This is a genomic window from Kribbella sp. CA-253562 (genome assembly GCF_050942265.1).
Lineage (GTDB): Bacteria > Actinomycetota > Actinomycetes > Propionibacteriales > Kribbellaceae > Kribbella.
Window position 1 is genome coordinate 4,190,161 of record NZ_CP192049.1, and the last position, 14,926, is coordinate 4,205,086.

General features: G+C 69.3%; 14 protein-coding genes. 5 read left to right on the plus strand and 9 right to left on the minus strand.

Going from position 1 to position 14,926, the window contains the following annotated elements; translation table 11 throughout:
- Positions 1-15 precede the first annotated feature (15 nt).
- Both ACQPXM_RS19830 and ACQPXM_RS19835 read right to left on the minus strand, forming a co-directional pair.
- The gene (locus tag ACQPXM_RS19830; RefSeq protein WP_432950713.1) at positions 16-1,347 is read right to left on the minus strand and encodes an ABC transporter substrate-binding protein; all 1,332 of its coding nucleotides are present in this window, start codon (positions 1,345-1,347) and stop codon (positions 16-18) included.
- 23 nt (positions 1,348-1,370) lie between these two features.
- Positions 1,371-4,160: a family 78 glycoside hydrolase catalytic domain gene (locus tag ACQPXM_RS19835; RefSeq protein WP_432950715.1), complete on the minus strand. Its 2,790-nt coding sequence runs from the start codon at positions 4,158-4,160 to the stop codon at positions 1,371-1,373.
- Positions 4,161-4,286: 126 nt separating this feature from the next.
- Between ACQPXM_RS19835 and ACQPXM_RS19840 the strand changes: the two genes are divergently transcribed.
- Complete coding sequence (locus tag ACQPXM_RS19840) at positions 4,287-5,222, plus strand: AraC family transcriptional regulator (protein ID WP_432950717.1); 936 nt, start codon at positions 4,287-4,289, stop codon at positions 5,220-5,222.
- Here ACQPXM_RS19840 and ACQPXM_RS19845 read toward each other — a convergent pair.
- Complete coding sequence (locus ACQPXM_RS19845) at positions 5,141-5,758, minus strand: DUF2867 domain-containing protein (RefSeq protein ID WP_432950719.1); 618 nt, start codon at positions 5,756-5,758, stop codon at positions 5,141-5,143. The genes ACQPXM_RS19840 and ACQPXM_RS19845 overlap by 82 nt on opposite strands.
- Before the next feature lie 172 nt (positions 5,759-5,930).
- Between ACQPXM_RS19845 and ACQPXM_RS19850 the strand changes: the two genes are divergently transcribed.
- Positions 5,931-6,488, plus strand: coding sequence for a TetR/AcrR family transcriptional regulator (locus tag ACQPXM_RS19850; protein ID WP_432950721.1), 558 nt, complete (start codon positions 5,931-5,933; stop codon positions 6,486-6,488).
- 81 nt (positions 6,489-6,569) lie between these two features.
- Here the strand turns inward: ACQPXM_RS19850 and ACQPXM_RS19855 are convergent, their stop codons facing one another.
- Complete coding sequence (locus ACQPXM_RS19855) at positions 6,570-7,028, minus strand: PGPGW domain-containing protein (protein WP_432950723.1); 459 nt, start codon at positions 7,026-7,028, stop codon at positions 6,570-6,572.
- 163 nt (positions 7,029-7,191) lie between these two features.
- Positions 7,192-9,318 (minus strand): peptidoglycan DD-metalloendopeptidase family protein, encoded by a 2,127-nt coding sequence (locus ACQPXM_RS19860; RefSeq protein WP_432950725.1) that lies wholly within the window; start codon positions 9,316-9,318, stop codon positions 7,192-7,194.
- Positions 9,319-9,509: 191 nt separating this feature from the next.
- Between ACQPXM_RS19860 and lpdA the strand changes: the two genes are divergently transcribed.
- Positions 9,510-10,907 (plus strand): dihydrolipoyl dehydrogenase, encoded by a 1,398-nt coding sequence (gene lpdA / locus ACQPXM_RS19865; protein ID WP_077016304.1) that lies wholly within the window; start codon positions 9,510-9,512, stop codon positions 10,905-10,907.
- Positions 10,908-11,017: 110 nt separating this feature from the next.
- Here the strand turns inward: lpdA and ACQPXM_RS19870 are convergent, their stop codons facing one another.
- A complete protein-coding gene (locus ACQPXM_RS19870) occupies positions 11,018-11,770 on the minus strand; it encodes an SDR family NAD(P)-dependent oxidoreductase (protein WP_432950727.1) in 753 nt (250 codons plus the stop codon).
- Between the two features lie 116 nt (positions 11,771-11,886).
- On the opposite strand from ACQPXM_RS19870, the gene ACQPXM_RS19875 reads away from it, so the two are divergent.
- On the plus strand, positions 11,887-12,864 hold the full coding sequence (locus tag ACQPXM_RS19875; RefSeq protein ID WP_432950729.1) for an AraC family transcriptional regulator: 978 nt from the start codon (positions 11,887-11,889) through the stop codon (positions 12,862-12,864).
- Between the two features lie 70 nt (positions 12,865-12,934).
- Positions 12,935-13,387: a group II truncated hemoglobin gene (locus ACQPXM_RS19880; RefSeq protein ID WP_432950731.1), complete on the plus strand. Its 453-nt coding sequence runs from the start codon at positions 12,935-12,937 to the stop codon at positions 13,385-13,387.
- Here the strand turns inward: ACQPXM_RS19880 and ACQPXM_RS19885 are convergent.
- The 3 genes from ACQPXM_RS19885 to ACQPXM_RS19895 all read right to left on the minus strand — a co-directional run bounded on the left by ACQPXM_RS19885 (position 13,377) and on the right by ACQPXM_RS19895 (position 14,900).
- The gene (locus ACQPXM_RS19885; RefSeq protein WP_432950733.1) at positions 13,377-13,652 is read right to left on the minus strand and encodes a YggT family protein; all 276 of its coding nucleotides are present in this window, start codon (positions 13,650-13,652) and stop codon (positions 13,377-13,379) included. The genes ACQPXM_RS19880 and ACQPXM_RS19885 overlap by 11 nt on opposite strands.
- 91 nt (positions 13,653-13,743) lie before the next feature.
- A complete protein-coding gene (tsaA, locus tag ACQPXM_RS19890) occupies positions 13,744-14,151 on the minus strand; it encodes a tRNA (N6-threonylcarbamoyladenosine(37)-N6)-methyltransferase TrmO (RefSeq protein WP_432950735.1) in 408 nt (135 codons plus the stop codon).
- Positions 14,148-14,900, minus strand: coding sequence for a metallophosphoesterase (locus ACQPXM_RS19895; RefSeq protein WP_432951056.1), 753 nt, complete (start codon positions 14,898-14,900; stop codon positions 14,148-14,150). The genes tsaA and ACQPXM_RS19895 overlap by 4 nt, the downstream gene beginning before the upstream one ends.
- Positions 14,901-14,926 lie beyond the last annotated feature (26 nt).

Below are 14,926 nucleotides of genomic sequence, written 5' to 3' on the forward strand. Positions count from 1 at the left end.
ACTCACGCACCGACTTCACCAGCCCGCCAGTCCGAGCTGCTGGGCCTGCTTCTTGACGTCCTCGTCGTAGCGGGCCGCGCCGTCCTGCGCCTTGCGGATGCCCGAGCCGACCTCGACGGTGATCTGCTCCAGCGACGGACCCTTGACCGGCGACAGGAACTCCAGCGCCAGGCTGGATCCGCCCGGCTTGTCGAGGTAGGGCTGCATGTCCTTGATCGCCTGCGGTACGTCGGCCGGCAGTTCGCAGCCCTTCACGGCGTACGGGCCGGTCGGGACGCCGGCGGTGGCCAGCGACTTGCAGCCGTCGGGGCTGGCGACGAAGGCGAGGAACTTCTTGGCCGCCTCCAGCTTGTCGCCGGTGGTGGTGTTCGGGATGTAGACGCCGTTCGGGGTCCAGACGGTCAGGCCGTTCTTGCTCGCGTCGTCACCAGGCAACGCGAACAGCCCGACGTCCTTGGCGCCGTTGGGATAGGTGTCGATCATGTCGTTCACCACGCCGGTCAGGATCGGGTAGTGCGCACCCTTGCCCTGGGCAAGCATCCGGAGTCCGTCGGGCAGCTTCGCGGAGGCGAAGTCGCTGTTCTGGTACCCGGCGTCGTGCACCTGCTGGGTGTGCTCGAAGCCCTTCTTGGCCGCCGGCGAGGTGGAGTACTTGGCCTGGTTCTTGGTGTAGCGGTCGGCGAAGTCGCTCTCGGCGGCGGCGACGTTGTGGAAGTCGCCGAGCACGAACAGCTGCGAGGTCCAGGTCTCGCCGTAGGTCTGGATCACCGGCGCGACCCCGCCGCCGGCGGCCTTGATCTTGGCGTTGTTGGCCATGAACTCGGCCCACGTGGTCGGCACCTTCAGCCCGAGCTTGGTGTAGACCGGGATGTTGTAGAGCACCGCGCCGGCCATGAAACCACCGGCCGGTACGCCGTACACCTGGTCGCCGGCGGTGACGGTCTTCTTGAAGTTCTCGTCGATGTCGCCGATGTAGGGCTGGTCGCTGATCGGCACCAGGTTCTTCTGCGGTGCGATCGCCTGGAACAGCGACCCGGTGTTGTAGGAGAACACGTCGGTCATGTCGCCGGTGGACAGCCGGGTCTTGACGATGTTGTCGCCCTCGGTGCCGCCCGGCCGGCTCTCCAGCTTGACCGTGACCCCCGGCGTCTTGGCCATGAAGTCCTTGATCAGTTGCTGGGCTTCCTTGACGTCCTGCTCCTGGTTGCCGGCCAGGTAGGTGATGGTGACCGAGCTCGAGCCGCCCGCGTCGTCGCTGGAACCGAGATCGCCTGCGCTGCAGGCGGTCAGTGCGAGTGAGCAGGCCGCGGCGAGGGCCAGTCCTGAGGTGCGTCGTCGGATCGTCATCGGTGACCTCCAGGGGATGTTCATCAGCGGGTGAGCAAACGGTCGAGCTCGGCCTGCAGCGCTTCGGCCGACGGCGAGAAGCTCCGCGGGCTGACGGCGTCGACCAGTTGGCTGGCGGGGCGGTCGAGGTAGCGCCCGAGCCGCGCGGCGAAGTCCGCGTCGTCGGTGACGACCTCCTGGTCCACGGCGGCTGACACGAGCGCGTCCCAGGTCGGCTCGTGATCCATCAGTTGCCGGATGCTCGCATCGGCCGGTAGCGGCGGCACCTCGGCGGAGGTGTCGTCCGTGGTCCACTCGTGCGTGCCGTGACCGACACTGACCGGCGCGTCCTGACCGGGCACGTGAACCTGCGCCGTGGAACCGACCGGCACGGTGACGTTGAGCTTGAGCTGCCCGTCGGCCCGGCTCCACGCGACCGCGGCCTCGCCGTACGGCGTGAGGTGGCGCGCCGAGGCGTTGGTCAGCAGGGCCGTGGGCAGCGGGTTGACGACGATCGTGCGGTAGCCCGGATCGCCCGGCGCGAGGCCGGCCACCCGGCGGTGCATCCAGTCGGCGACCGCACCCAGAGCGTAGTGGTTGAACGACGTCATCTGGCCGGGATTGATGCTGCCGTCGGGCAGCATGCTGTCCCAGCGTTCCCACACGGTTGTCGCGCCCATGGTCACTGCGTACAGCCAGGAGGGGCATCCTGTCTGCAGCAGAAGCCGGTACGCCAGGGCGGGATGTCCGGTATCGGCCAGCGCGTCGGTCATCAGCGGTGTCCCGACGAATCCCGTGCTGATCCGGAAGCCCGACGTGCGGACCAGGTCGGCCAGTCGCTCGGCGGCGCGACGCCGCTGGTCCTCGGTGGGCAGCAACGCCCACTGCAGAGCCAGCGCGTACGTCGTGGCGGCGTCGCTCAGCACCCGGCCGCCCTCGGTCGTGTACTCGGCGGCGAACGCCTGCCGCACGCGGTCCGCGAGTTCGCCGTACTCGGCGGCCAGTTCGGCGTCGCCGACCACTTCGGCCGCCCGGGCAACCACTTCCGCGGAGCGGGCCAGGTGGGCGGTCGCGATGACGTCCGGATCGGCCTTGGCGGCGAACGGGTTGTCCGGTGGCGCTGTCGGGTCCAGCCAGTCGCCGAACTGGAACCCACCGGTCCACAACAGGTCGTCACCGGCCAGATCGACCATTCGGTCGACCCAGGCCTTCATGCTCGGCAGTTGGCGGGCGAGCAGGCCGGCGTCACCGGTCCGTTCGTACACGACCCACGGGACGATCGTTGCCGCGTCACCCCATGCCGCTGTGGACGGCCCAGGATCCCGCAGTACGTCGGGGATGACGTACGGCACCGACCCGTCCTTGTGCTGCTCGGCCGCGAGGTCGGCCAGCCAGTTGGTCAGGAACCCGGCGCTGTCGAACAGGAAGCTCGCCGACGGCGAGAACACCTGGATGTCACCGGTCCAGCCGAGCCGCTCGTCGCGCTGCGGGCAGTCGGTCGGGACGTCGAGGAAGTTGCCGCGCATCCCCCAGACGACGTTCTCGTGGAACCGGTCGAGCGTCTGGTTCGACGACGCGAACCACCCGGTCCGGCGCAGGTCCGAGCCGACCACGACCGCTTCGATGTCCTCGGCAACCAATCCGGGGACGCCGGTCACCTCGGCGTACCGGAAGCCGTGGAAGGTCAGCTCCGACTCCAGCGTCACCTCGTCGGGGCCGGCCAGGATGTAGGTGTCCGTGGCCTTCGCGGTGCGCAGTGGGCGGACTCCCAGCTCGCCGTCCTCCAGCACCTCGGCGTGCCGCAGCACGATCTCGTCCCCGGCCGCACCGCCACGGACCCGGAGCCGGACCCGGCCGACGACGTTCTGCCCGAAGTCCACCAGGGTCTTGCCCGCGGGAGAGGTCGTCACCGCCACGGCCGGCAGCACGTCGGTGATCCGGACCGGCGGACCATCGGGCGCCACCAGCAGCCCCAGGTCGGCGTCGAGCACGTCGACGGGGCTTTCCGCGCCGGGACTCAGCCGGAGATCGGTGGACTGGCCGTCGTACAGGTCGTCGGCGGTGATCGCGCTCTCCCGCGCTCTCCACGTCTCGTCCGAGCCGATCACGACGACCTCACCGGACTCGGTCGTCACCTCGAGCTGGGCGAGCACGGCCAGGCGGTCGCCGTACAGGCCGTGCTTGCCGTGGAAGCCGAGCCGTCCGCGGTACCAGCCGTTGCCGAGCAGGAACTCCAGCCGGTTGGTGCCGCTGCGGACCAGGTCAGTGACGTCGTAGGTCTGGTAGCGCAGGCGGAACTGGTACGCCGTCCAGCCGGGCGCCAGCTCGAGATCGCCGACGCGGCGGCCGTTGAGCTCGGGTACGTAGGTGCCGTGCGCCGTCGCGTAGAGCCGGGCTCGGACGACGCCGTCCGGCAGGTCGAACTCGCCGGCCACCAGGGGAGCGGGGGAGTCGTGGTCGCCGATCTCGCGCGGGCTGACGAACCGCGCGGACCAGTCGTCGGTGCTGAGCAGCCCGGCCTCGACGACGGCCGGCTCGCTCCATTCACTCCACTCGGCACCGCGCACCCGGACCCTGACGATTGCCTGCTCGCGGGAGTTGAGCGGGTCGCCGGGCCACGCCACCAGCACCTGATCGGCGGCTTCGACGACGTACGTCCGCGGGGCCGCGGTGCCCCGGACGATCTCCACCTCGTACGCCGTTTGCGCCCAGCCGGGATCGGCCGATGGGATCTGCCAGGACAGCCGTGGAGTGGCCGTGCCGATGCCCAGGACCGGACCGTCGGCGGTGTGGTGGTCGAATCGGAGGTGTGTCGGTGCGAAGGATCGCGACATTGCACTCCTAGCGGGATGAAACGATTCATAAAGGTAGGTCCGATCTTGAGGGCCGCCGGACCGCATCGGGTAGAACGGAGTGCACCGGACCTAGCACAAAATGCACTTCGGTGAGTACGTTGAACCATGGAGGAACCGCCAGTCGGCAACACCCGGACGCTGCTGCACTTCGTCGACGGGGCAGTCGCGCACGCCGGTCCGTACGTGCACGAGACCGGCCATCCGGTCCACACCCACAGCTTCTTCGAAACCGTCGTGATCACCGGCGGCACGGGCTTCCATCGCAGCTTGGCCGGCCGGCAGGAACTCGCGGTCGGTGACGTGATCCTGCTGCGGCCGGGCGTCTGGCACGCGTACGAGGACTGCGAGGATCTGCACCTGTACAACTGCTGCTTCTCGGCCGATCTGATGCAACGGGAGCTGGCCTGGATGCGGGAGGACCCACTGCTCGGGTTCCTGTTGTGGACCGGCCCGTTCTCGGCTCAGCGACGCGGCATCCTCACCACGCATCTGGACGACAAGGCGCTGGCCGAGGCGATCGGTCACCTGGAAGGCCTCGGCGGTCTACGTCATGAGCTGGTGCAGTTGCACCGGGGTGACATCGTCGGCCGGCTGTCACTGTTTCTGAGCTGCCTGGCGCGTGCGGTGGCGGCGGGTGGGCTGATCGGCAGCGAGACCGCGACGCATCCGGCCGTGCTGACCGCGATGCGTCTGATGGAAGCCGATCCGGCGCGGCAGTGGATGCTGAACGACCTCGCCGAGGAACTGCACCTCGTTCCGGGCTATCTCGTCCGGCTGTTCAAGTCGTCGACGGGGTTGCCGCCGATGGCCTACCTGTCCCGCCATCGGGTGGAGCTGGCCGCGGATCTGCTGCTGCACACCGACCTCCCGATCAGCCGGATCGCGGAGTCGGTGGGCTGGCCGGACCAGAACTACTTCGCCCGCCGGTTCAAGTCGCACTACGGGCTGACCGCGTCGAACTACCGCGCGCGGTTCACCCACGCGGCGTTGCCGAAGTCGGCGTCCCAGCCGCGGCCGATGGTTCGCAGCAAGTCGGGATAGACCCACAGGTAGCGAAACGGCTTGATCAGCGCCAGGTACGCCGTACCGAGGCGGCCGTTCGGTTTGACCAGGACGGCCATCTGGCCGCGGTAGCCGCCGGAACCGTCGGGGACCCAGCCGAGGTGCAGCACCGCGTGGACCGTTCGGTTGGCGATCTCCGCCGCCCATTCGGTGTCGGTCAGGAAGAGCGATTGAAACGGTACATCGCTCAGCTCCGGGCCTCGGGGGCCTTCGGCCAGGTCGGCCGGGAGCCGGTCGCGGAGAGTGTCCACGCGGGCGCCGAGGCCGGTCGTGTCCCGGTCCCAGCCGAAGAGGCTGCCGAGCTTCCAGCGCAGGGCCATGAGGAACTTGCCGATCCGCGACGACATCAACGCGGGAGCGTCGGGGTCGGCGGTGGCGAAGCAGCGCATGAGCCGCTCGAAGTCGTCCGGGCCGCCCGGCGTCGGCAGCGCCCAGACGTCCTCGACCTCGAAGTCGGCGGCGATCTCGTGGATCCGCCAGGGCCGGTCGGTGTGCGCGCTGATGGGAAGTCTCATCGCTGGAGCCCCTTCTATACGATGCCGTACACAACAACGTAGACCCTTGTGTACGGCACCGTACAGATCGGGCCGGCGTGAGAGGAGCCACAGGATGGGCTTGAGGCGAGGGGCCACGGGATGGGCGTGACGCGGGGAGCCACGGGATGGGCGTGACGCGGGGAGCCACGGGATGGGCGTGACGCGGACACCGCGGGGGCGCTGGATCGAGGAAGGGTTGCGGATGCTCGCGTCCGGTGGACCCGAGGCGGTCCGGATCGAGCCGCTGGCGCAGATCCTCGGGGTGACCAAAGGCGGCTTCTACGGCTACTTCAGGAACCGGGACGCGCTGCTCGCGGAGATCCTCGACACCTGGGAGCGCGAGACCACCGAGGCGCTGATCGAGCAGGTGGAAACCGCGGGCGGCGACGGCCGGGCGAAGCTCGACCGGCTGTTCACCCTCGTCGCCTCCGGCGAGGGCCCGATGACCGGGACCGCGGCCGACCTCGCGATCCGCGAGTGGGCCCGCCGCGACGAGCAGGTCGCCCGCCAGCTCGAGCGCGTCGACAACCGCCGGATGGACTACCTGCGCGCGCTGTTCAGGGAGTTCTGCGCCGACGACGAGGACGTCGAGGTGCGCAGCCTGCTGGTCTTCTCGCTGCGCATCGGCAGTCCGTTGATCGCAGCCGGCCACGGCAACCGCAGCCGCAAGGACGTGCTCGAACTCACCCGTCAGTGGTTGCTGCGCTGACGGACTGCCTTCAGCAGCGGCAGGTCACTTCAGCAGCGGCTGGTCACTTCAGCAGCGGCTGGTCACTTCAGCAGCCGCACGTCACTTCAGCAGTGGAAGCGTGTGCAGGAACGATTCCCACGAGTCCGGGAACCAGCCGGGTACGCCGAGCACCGCCATGTAGAGCCAGATGGCAACGATCACACAGGCGAACAGCGCGGCCGTGCCGAGCGCCTTCAGCCAGGCCGGTTGCCTGCCGGTCCAGGCGGTGAGCTCCTGGACCCAGCCCTTGACGCGGTAGAGCAGCCGTTGGGCCCACTCGAACTCGCTGGCCAGCACGGCCAGACCCGCGATGAACAAGGGGATGCCGCCCGGTCCCGGCAGCCAGCCGGTCAGTGGGGCGGCGATGATCAAGATGCCCCCGACAACGCCGACACCGATCCGGTAGATCAGGTGCTTGCGCGGGTTCGCACGGATCTTGCGCCGCCACTCCCAGCGGTCGTCCTGGGCGTCCAGCGTGATGTTCTTGTCCGTGCGGTCCGGACTGGTCTGCTCGGCCACGTCCCCAATGTACGTCCCCAGCAGGTCGCTTCCGGTGAACCGCGACCCTGACCCGCCCCTGAATCGCCGCCGCCTGCCCGCCCGCCTGCCCTTTCCTAGTTGAGTTTACAGGCGGAGCGCCGGAAAGTGACGAGGTTATCCACAGGCGGTCACGCGGCAGGGTTCACGCGCTGGCAGGGCGCTCGTACTCCCAGTGCCACGGTTCCTCGCGGTTGCCGCCCTGGCGGGCCCAGTTGGGGTGGACCCAGCCGTACTTCGGCGCGTTCTGGACCATCCACTGGTGCTGGGCGGAGCCGAAGCGGTCGATGCCGCCGCAGAGGTCGACGGCAACGCCCCAGCCGTGGTTCGACGTACCGGGCAGCGCAGCCAGGGACGGCTTGCGGCCGTACAGGTCGACCTGGGAGCTGTACGAGCGGTAGGAGTCGGTGATGCACAGCGTCTTGCCGAAGCGCTTCTGGTACGCCGACGCCAGCTGCAGGTAGGCGGTCGCGGCGTCGCAGCGCAGGGAGTGCCCGCTGGTGATCCCGCAGAGTTTGCTGGCCGGGATCATGCCGTTGCTGTAGCCGCCCCAGCCCGTGCTCGTCCCGCCGGTGGCCAGGAACGGCATCGGGTTGACCGGGTCGCCGCCGAGCCGGACCTCGAAGTGCAGGTGTCCACCGGTCGAGTTGCCTTCGGAGCCCACGGCACCGATGCGCTGACCGGCCTCGACTCGCGTCCCGTCCGGAACGTCGATCGAGCTCAGGTGCGCGTACAGCGTCTCCAGGCCGTTGCCGTGGTCGATGCGGACCAGGTTTCCGGCCCAGGCGGGGTGCTCGACGCGGACCGTGCCCGCGGTGACCGCGCGCACCGGCGTACCGATCGCGGCGGGGAAGTCCTGACCGGTGTGGATACCGCTGGCCCACAGTGGGCCGGGCTGACCGAACGGCGTACCGATCTCGTAGGTGCCGTCGTTCAGCGGCCAGGTCCACGCGCCGGTGCCGACGTCGTACGACGTGGCGGTGTTGCCGCAGCGGAACTGGACCGCCTGCGAGCTGGTCGCCGGAGGGGTCTGCGGCTTGGCCGGCTTGCCGAGGGTCGGGCGGAGCGCGGCGTACAGGCTCTCGGGGACGGTGGTGACGACGACCGAGCCCTTCGCCTCGTCGGCGGCGATCATCTCGCCGTCGCCGAGCGCGACACCGACGTGGTAGAGGCCGACCGAGCGGCTGCCCATCACCAGCAGGTCGCCCGGCTGGACCGAGGCGCCGGGGACGGTCTGGTAGTTCGAGTAGACCTTGCCGACCAGGCCCGGGAGGGTCGTGTAGGGCTGCCAGGCGGTCCGGGCCGCGCCGAGGCAGCCGTACTTGTCCGGGCCGGTGGCGGAGACGCCGTACGGCTTGCCGAGCAAGGTGAACGCTCGGTTGACCGCGGTGATCGTCTCGGCGGGCAGGACCTTGACCGAGCGGCCGCTCGCGGTGACGGACGCGGCACCTGCGACGGCCTTGCCCGCGGCGGTCAGCGGCTTGAGGCCGGCCGGGAGCTTGGCCGGGTTGCGTAGGGCGCCGGCCGCGGGCGGCTTCACCCCGGCTGCGGTGAGCTCGGCCAGGTAGGTCTGCCAGCGGGACTTGGCCTGCTGGTTGCGGCTGGCCTGCAGCTGCTCGGACAGCTGGGTGGCGCCGGCCAGGTCGGCGATCTGGCCCTCCATCGTCATGGAGGCGTTCGCGGCCTTCTGCTGCACCTCCTGGCTGAGCTGCCGTGCCTTGGCGGAGGCCTCGTCGGCAGCCTTGCGCTTGTTCTTGGCGTCGTTGTCCGCCGTACCGGCCGCGTTCTCGGCGGCGGAGGCGGCGTTGTACTGGGCGACCTGGGTGCTGCCGAGCTGCTTGATCGCGGTCTGCCGGTCGGCGATCTCCTGCAGGTTCTCCGCGATCGGCGCCAGCGACCAGAGCATCGACTCGGTGCCCATCACGGTCGGGATGCCGAGCTGGTAGGCCTGGGCCGTGAGCAGGCCGAGCTTGCGGCGCTCGACCTCCGAGCGGGCCCGCTTGGTCGCGGCGTACGCCTCGGCGCGCTTCGCGGCGGCTTCGGCGGCCTGGGCGGTCTTGAGGGCGTTCGTGTAGGCGATCGTCGCCTTGGCGAACTCGGCCTGAACGGCGGCGGCCTCGGCGCGCAGCTGCTCCAGGGACCGGTTCACGTCGGTGACCGAGGCCGGCGGCGGGGGAGTCGGGTCGTCGGCGTAGGCCGACCAGGCGGGCACGGCGAAGACGCCCAGCAGCGTGCCGAGCGCGGCGAACCGCAGCCCACGCCTGTTCGTCATCCGGCCCCCATCAACCCCATCGCCTCACGCTGCCTCACGCGCGCACAGAGGTACGGTGACGTTATCGCGGCCCCCGTGCGAGCTCAGCCTAGGCGTCGGCCGCGCTGTGCGAAACCCCAGCTCACGGATCGTGACCACCACCACGGGGCCCACGGCGGGATCGGCTGGTGCGAGGCACTAAAGTTCACCGTATGGCCTCGCACTTTGACGTTGTTGTCCTCGGCGCCGGCCCGGGTGGGTACGTCGCGGCGATCCGCGCCGCCCAGCTCGGGCTCAAGACCGCCATCATCGAGAAGAAGTACTGGGGCGGTGTCTGCCTGAACGTGGGCTGTATCCCGTCCAAGGCGCTGCTGCGCAACGCCGAGCTGGCGCACATCTTCAGCAAGGAGGCGAAGACCTTCGGCATCAGCGGCGAGGTGAGCTTCGACTTCCCGACCGCGGTGCAGCGCAGCCGGAAGGTGGCCGACGGCCGCGTCAAGGGCGTGCACTTCCTGATGAAGAAGAACAACATCACCGAGTTCGACGGGTGGGGCTCGTTCGTCGACGCGAACACGCTCGACGTGGCGCTGAACGACGGCAACTCCGAGACCGTCACCTTCGACCACTGCATCATCGCCACCGGCGCCACCACCAAGCTGCTGCCGGGCACCCAGCTGAGCGAGCGGGTCGTCACCTACGAGGAGCAGATCCTCACCGAGGAACTGCCGGGCAGCATGGTGATCGCCGGCGCCGGCGCGATCGGCGTCGAGTTCGCCTACGTGCTGGCCAACTACGGCGTCAAGGTGACGATCGTGGAGTTCCTGGACCGGATCGTCCCGCTGGAGGACGTCGAGGTCAGCAAGGAGCTGGCCAAGGCGTACAAGAAGCTCGGCGTCGACGTGCTAACCGGCACCCGGGTCGACTCGATCGACGACTCCGGCGACAAGGTGAAGGTGACCGTCACCGGCAAGGACGGCAACCAGCAGACGCTGGAGGCCGACAAGGTGATGCAGGCGATCGGCTTCCAGCCGCGCGTCGACGGCTACGGCCTGGACAAGATCGGCGTCAAGCTGACCGAGCGCGGCGCGATCGACGTCGACGGCTTCCTGCGCACCAACGTGCCGAACATCTTCGCGATCGGCGACGTGAACGCCAAGCTGATGCTCGCCCACGCCGCCGAGGCGATGGGCGTGATCGCGGCCGAGACGATCGCCGGGGTCGAGACGATGGAGCTCGACTACGTGATGATCCCGCGGGCCACCTTCTGCCAGCCGCAGATCGCCAGCTTCGGCTGGACCGAGGAGCAGGCCCGGCTGGAGGGCTTCGACGTCAAGGTCGCCAAGTTCCCCTTCACCGCCAACGGCAAGGCCCACGGTCTGGGCGACGCGACCGGTTTCGTCAAGGTGATCAGCGACGCCAAGTACGGCGAACTGCTCGGCGCCCACCTGATCGGCCCCGAGGTCACCGAGCTGCTTCCCGAGCTCACCCTGGCCCAGAAGTGGGACCTGACCACCAAGGAACTGGCCCGCAACGTACACGCCCACCCGACCCTGAGCGAAGCCCTCCAGGAGGCCTTCCACGGCCTCGAGGGCCACATGATCAACTTCTGATCCGGTTCGCGACGGACCCCGGCGTACCCACTGCTCCCCAGAAGTCGGACTGAGAGATTCAGTTCCGGCTCCTGGGGAGCTTTCGGTCACCCAGAGGTCGTGGCGTCTGCTCAGATCTGGTTCGTGCCTCCGTCGACGTAGACGTTCGCTCCGACGACGTAGCTGCTCTGCTCCGAGGCCAGGAAGGTCACGACCGCGGCGGCCTCCTCAGGCCGGCCCATGCGGCCCTTGGCCACGGTCGCGGCGACGTTCTGCTTGACGGCCCGGGCGGTCTCCTCGTCGCCGAAAGCGGCGGTGCCGCCGGGAGTCTCGATCCAGGCCGGCGAGACCACGTTGACCCGGATGCCGCGGTCCTTGAGCTCGTTGGACCAGGTCCGCGCGAAGGACCGGACGGCCGCCTTCGACGCCGCGTAGGCGCCGAACGCCTCGACCCCGCGGTCGCCGGCAGTCGAACCGACCAGGACGATCGAAGCCCCGTCGTTGAGCAGCGGCAACGCCTTCTGCACGGTGAACAGCGTGCCCCGGACGTTGACCGCGAAGGTCTGGTCGAAGTGCTGCTCGGTGGTCTGTTCCAGCGTCACGAAAGCACCGACCGCCGCGTTCGCGACCAGGACGTCCAGCCCCTGGCCGCGGGCCCGGACCGCCTCGTAGAGCCGGTCCAAGTCAGCCATCTCGGAGATGTCGCCGGCCACTCCCGTCGCCCGGTCCGTTCCGATGGTCTTGACGGCTGCCTCCAGTTCGGCCTCGCGTCGCCCGGTGACGAACACGTACGCGCCCTCGTCCGCAAGCCGCACGGCGGTGGCCAGACCGATCCCGCTGCTTCCTCCGGTGACCACCGACGTCTTGCCATCCAACTGTCCCATGGGGTGTCTCCATCACTGTCTCGATACCGATCTGTTCGACATCGATACTGCGCGACCGGTGGAGTACGATCCATGATGCAAAGTCCTGCGTTCTTTACCTATCGTCCAGGAGGGTCGTGTCGGTGCTCGGATTTCAGGATCCAGTGGCTGACGCGATCGGCCTGCTCCGGCCCCGCACGGTGGTTGGGCCCAGTCTCCGGGCCGTCGGCGAGTGGGCGTTGCGCTTCGACCCGTTCCCGCACGTGCGAATCGGCGGCCTCGTGCGCGGCACGTGCTGGTTGATCCTGGACGGGCACGAGCCGGTGCTCCTTCAGGAGGGCGACACGTTTCTGCTGGGCAACCCACCGCCCTACGTCCTGGCCGGCACGCTCGACGCGAGCCCGCGCCCTGCGGAGGCGGTGCTGGCGCGTGCCGAAGACGGGTTCGTGCGGATCGGCCCGGAGTCCGAGGACGACCTCTACCTCTGCGTCGGGCACATCGCGTTCGACGACAGGAACGCGGCGCTGCTGACCGACTTGCTGCCACCGCTCGTGATTGTCCGCGTGACCGATCCTCACGGCAGGCGGCTCGCTCAGCTGATCGATCTCCTGGCCACCGAGGTCGGGGTCGCCGCCGCCGGCGGCCCGCTGGTGCAGAACCACCTCGCCCAGATCCTGCTCGTGCACATGCTGCGGGCTCACGCCGCGCAAACAGACCGGCCCACCGGCTGGCTGGGCGCCCTGAACGAGGACGGCATCGGCGCCGCCTTGCGCGCCTTGCACGCGGACGTTGCCCACTCCTGGAACCTCAAGGAGCTCGCCGAGATCAGCCACATGTCGCGTTCGGCGTTCGCCCAGGCCTTCAAGACCCACGTCGGGGTCCCGCCGCTGGAGTACCTGATCCAATGGCGCATGAGCCTGGCCCGCGACGCCCTCGCTCGCGACATGCTGTCGATCTCCGAGCTCGCACGGGCCACTGGCTACCTGTCCGAGAGTGCGTTCAGCACCGCGTTCCGCCGCGTGGTCGGCTCGTCGCCCGCACAGTTCCGCAACCAGGTGCGGCAGCCCCCGCGCTCGGCTGCAAACGAACGTCCTTTGTTCACAGAAGCCGGCTGAGCTCGCATCGAACCAACCGGCGAACAGTTCGTACTGCCGGGGGTCCTTTCGTCTGTGGCACTCTCGGGCGATGGAGAGTGTGTACGACGCCATGGGTGGGGACGACGGGCTTCGGCGGCTGGCGCATGCCTGGCATCGGCGGGTGATGGCGGACGAGGTGGTCAGTCATGCGTTCAGCCACGGGTTTCATCCGCAGCACACCGAGCGGCTCGCGGCGTACTGGGCCGAGGCGCTGGGTGGTCCGGCGACGTACTCGGAGCAGTACGGCGGGGAGAGTGCCGTCGTGCGGATGCACAGTGGGAACGGGCCGCACGAGGAGATGGATCGCCGGGCGGTCGCCTGTTTCGCGCAGGCGCTGACCGACGTCGGGCTGGCCGAAGGCGACCGGCTCTATTCGGTCCTGTACGACTACTTCGCCTGGGCGACGACCGTGTCGTTGACGCGGTACGCCGACTCGGCGGTCGGCGTACCGGCCGGGCTTTCCGTGCCGCGGTGGTCCTGGGGTGGGCTGGTCAGAGGCTGAAGGCGATCGAGCGCAGGATCAGCGCGGCGACGAAAACGACGGTGAAGGCCAGGTCGAAGGCGAGTCCGCCGGCTCGCAGCGGCGGCAGCCTGCGGCGGACCGGGGCGATGACCGGCTCGGTCCAGGCGTGGGTGAGTTCGCGGGCGCGGCCGGTGCGGGACGGGCCGGTGGCGAGTTGGGTGGTCCAGTCGAGCACCATGCGCACGATCATCACCAGGATGAACAGGGTCAGGGCGTACCCCAACAGGGTTCCGATCAGGCTCATGTGTTCCTCCGTAGGACGTCTTGCCAGTATCAACGGCCGGGCGGGTCCGAAGATGTCCTCACCGGGGTGTTCTTAGCGGACTTTCAGGCTGTCAGCGCTCGTCGATGGCGCCGAGGACGGGCTTGACGTCGATCAGAGGCGTGCCGTCGAGCGCCTCCAGGCCGCTGACGTGGACGCGGAGATCGTCGACGGCGAGCACGGTCACGCGGTGCAGACCGAGCGGATTCGGGCGGGCAGGGGAGCGGGTGCTGAAGACGCCGGTCGGCGGGCGGGTGACGTCGCCACGGGGATGCACCACCAGGGCATCCCGGGCCGCGCGGTCGAACCAGGTGAGCAGCAGGAGCTCGTCGCCGGGCCCGATGTCCTTCAGCCCGTCGCGGTACGCCGGGTCGAAGACGAGCCAGGCGTCGGGCGCGCCCTCGTCGCCTTGCCGAGGCGCGTCGGCCAGCTCCGTCAGCGGGGACTCGACGCGTCCGATGGGGTGGACCACAAAAGTCATGACAGCTCCACGAACTTGGTCAGCAGCGGTGCATCCGCTCGATGGATGTGCAACGCGAGCCCGGGCGGCGCGGTGTCGTCGACGAGGCCGCCGCCGGGCGTCGGCGGCTCGAACGGCAGCGGAACGGTCGATCGGATGCCGGGGGCAAGCAACAGCGGCAGACCGGCGTACGTCGTAGTGACGCCGTTGTGCAGATGTCCGCCGAGCAGCGCGGTGACCGGGTGCCGGCGGAGGATCGCGGCGAACTGCCCCGGCGCCTGCAACAGCCACTGGTCCAGCTTCGGGTGCTGAAGACCGACCGGCGGATGGTGGAATGCGACGAAGACCGGCCCGTCGACCGGCTCGGCCAGTACGCCGTCCAGCCAGTCGAGCGAGTCGGCGCTGAGCAGTCCGTGGTCCTCGCCGGGGACCGTCGTGTCGAGCAGCACGAAACGCACACCGGCGACGTCGCGCACTTGATGGACCGGATCGTCGCCACCGCCGACCGCGTCGACGTACGCGTCGAGGCCGGCGCGGAACGCGGCCCGGACGTCGTGGTTGCCGGGCAGGACGAGGACCGGAAGCTCGCCGAAGACCGCCAGTTCGGCGGCGACCTCGGCGTACTCGGTGCCGTGGTCCGCGAGATCGCCGGTGACCAGGACGACGTGGACCGGGCGCTGGAAGGCCAGCAGGTACGACGTGACGCGGCGAAGGCGGTCACGAGCCTCCGGCGTACCGTCCAGGTGCGGGTCACTCAGATGCGCGATCACGGTCAAGGCGGGCCTCCTCGGCTAGG

Coding starts and splice junctions, on each gene's coding strand:
- ACQPXM_RS19850 (WP_432950721.1), top strand. CDS start 5,931: ATGGGCGTGACGCGGACACCGCGGGGGCGCTGGATCGAGGAAGGGTTG.
- ACQPXM_RS19870 (WP_432950727.1), bottom strand. CDS start 11,770: ATGGGACAGTTGGATGGCAAGACGTCGGTGGTCACCGGAGGAAGCAGC.
- ACQPXM_RS19830 (WP_432950713.1), bottom strand. CDS start 1,347: ATGACGATCCGACGACGCACCTCAGGACTGGCCCTCGCCGCGGCCTGC.
- ACQPXM_RS19845 (WP_432950719.1), bottom strand. CDS start 5,758: ATGAGACTTCCCATCAGCGCGCACACCGACCGGCCCTGGCGGATCCAC.
- ACQPXM_RS19835 (WP_432950715.1), bottom strand. CDS start 4,160: ATGTCGCGATCCTTCGCACCGACACACCTCCGATTCGACCACCACACC.
- ACQPXM_RS19840 (WP_432950717.1), top strand. CDS start 4,287: ATGGAGGAACCGCCAGTCGGCAACACCCGGACGCTGCTGCACTTCGTC.
- lpdA (WP_077016304.1), top strand. CDS start 9,510: ATGGCCTCGCACTTTGACGTTGTTGTCCTCGGCGCCGGCCCGGGTGGG.
- ACQPXM_RS19880 (WP_432950731.1), top strand. CDS start 12,935: ATGGAGAGTGTGTACGACGCCATGGGTGGGGACGACGGGCTTCGGCGG.
- ACQPXM_RS19885 (WP_432950733.1), bottom strand. CDS start 13,652: ATGAGCCTGATCGGAACCCTGTTGGGGTACGCCCTGACCCTGTTCATC.
- ACQPXM_RS19860 (WP_432950725.1), bottom strand. CDS start 9,318: ATGACGAACAGGCGTGGGCTGCGGTTCGCCGCGCTCGGCACGCTGCTG.
- tsaA (WP_432950735.1), bottom strand. CDS start 14,151: ATGACTTTTGTGGTCCACCCCATCGGACGCGTCGAGTCCCCGCTGACG.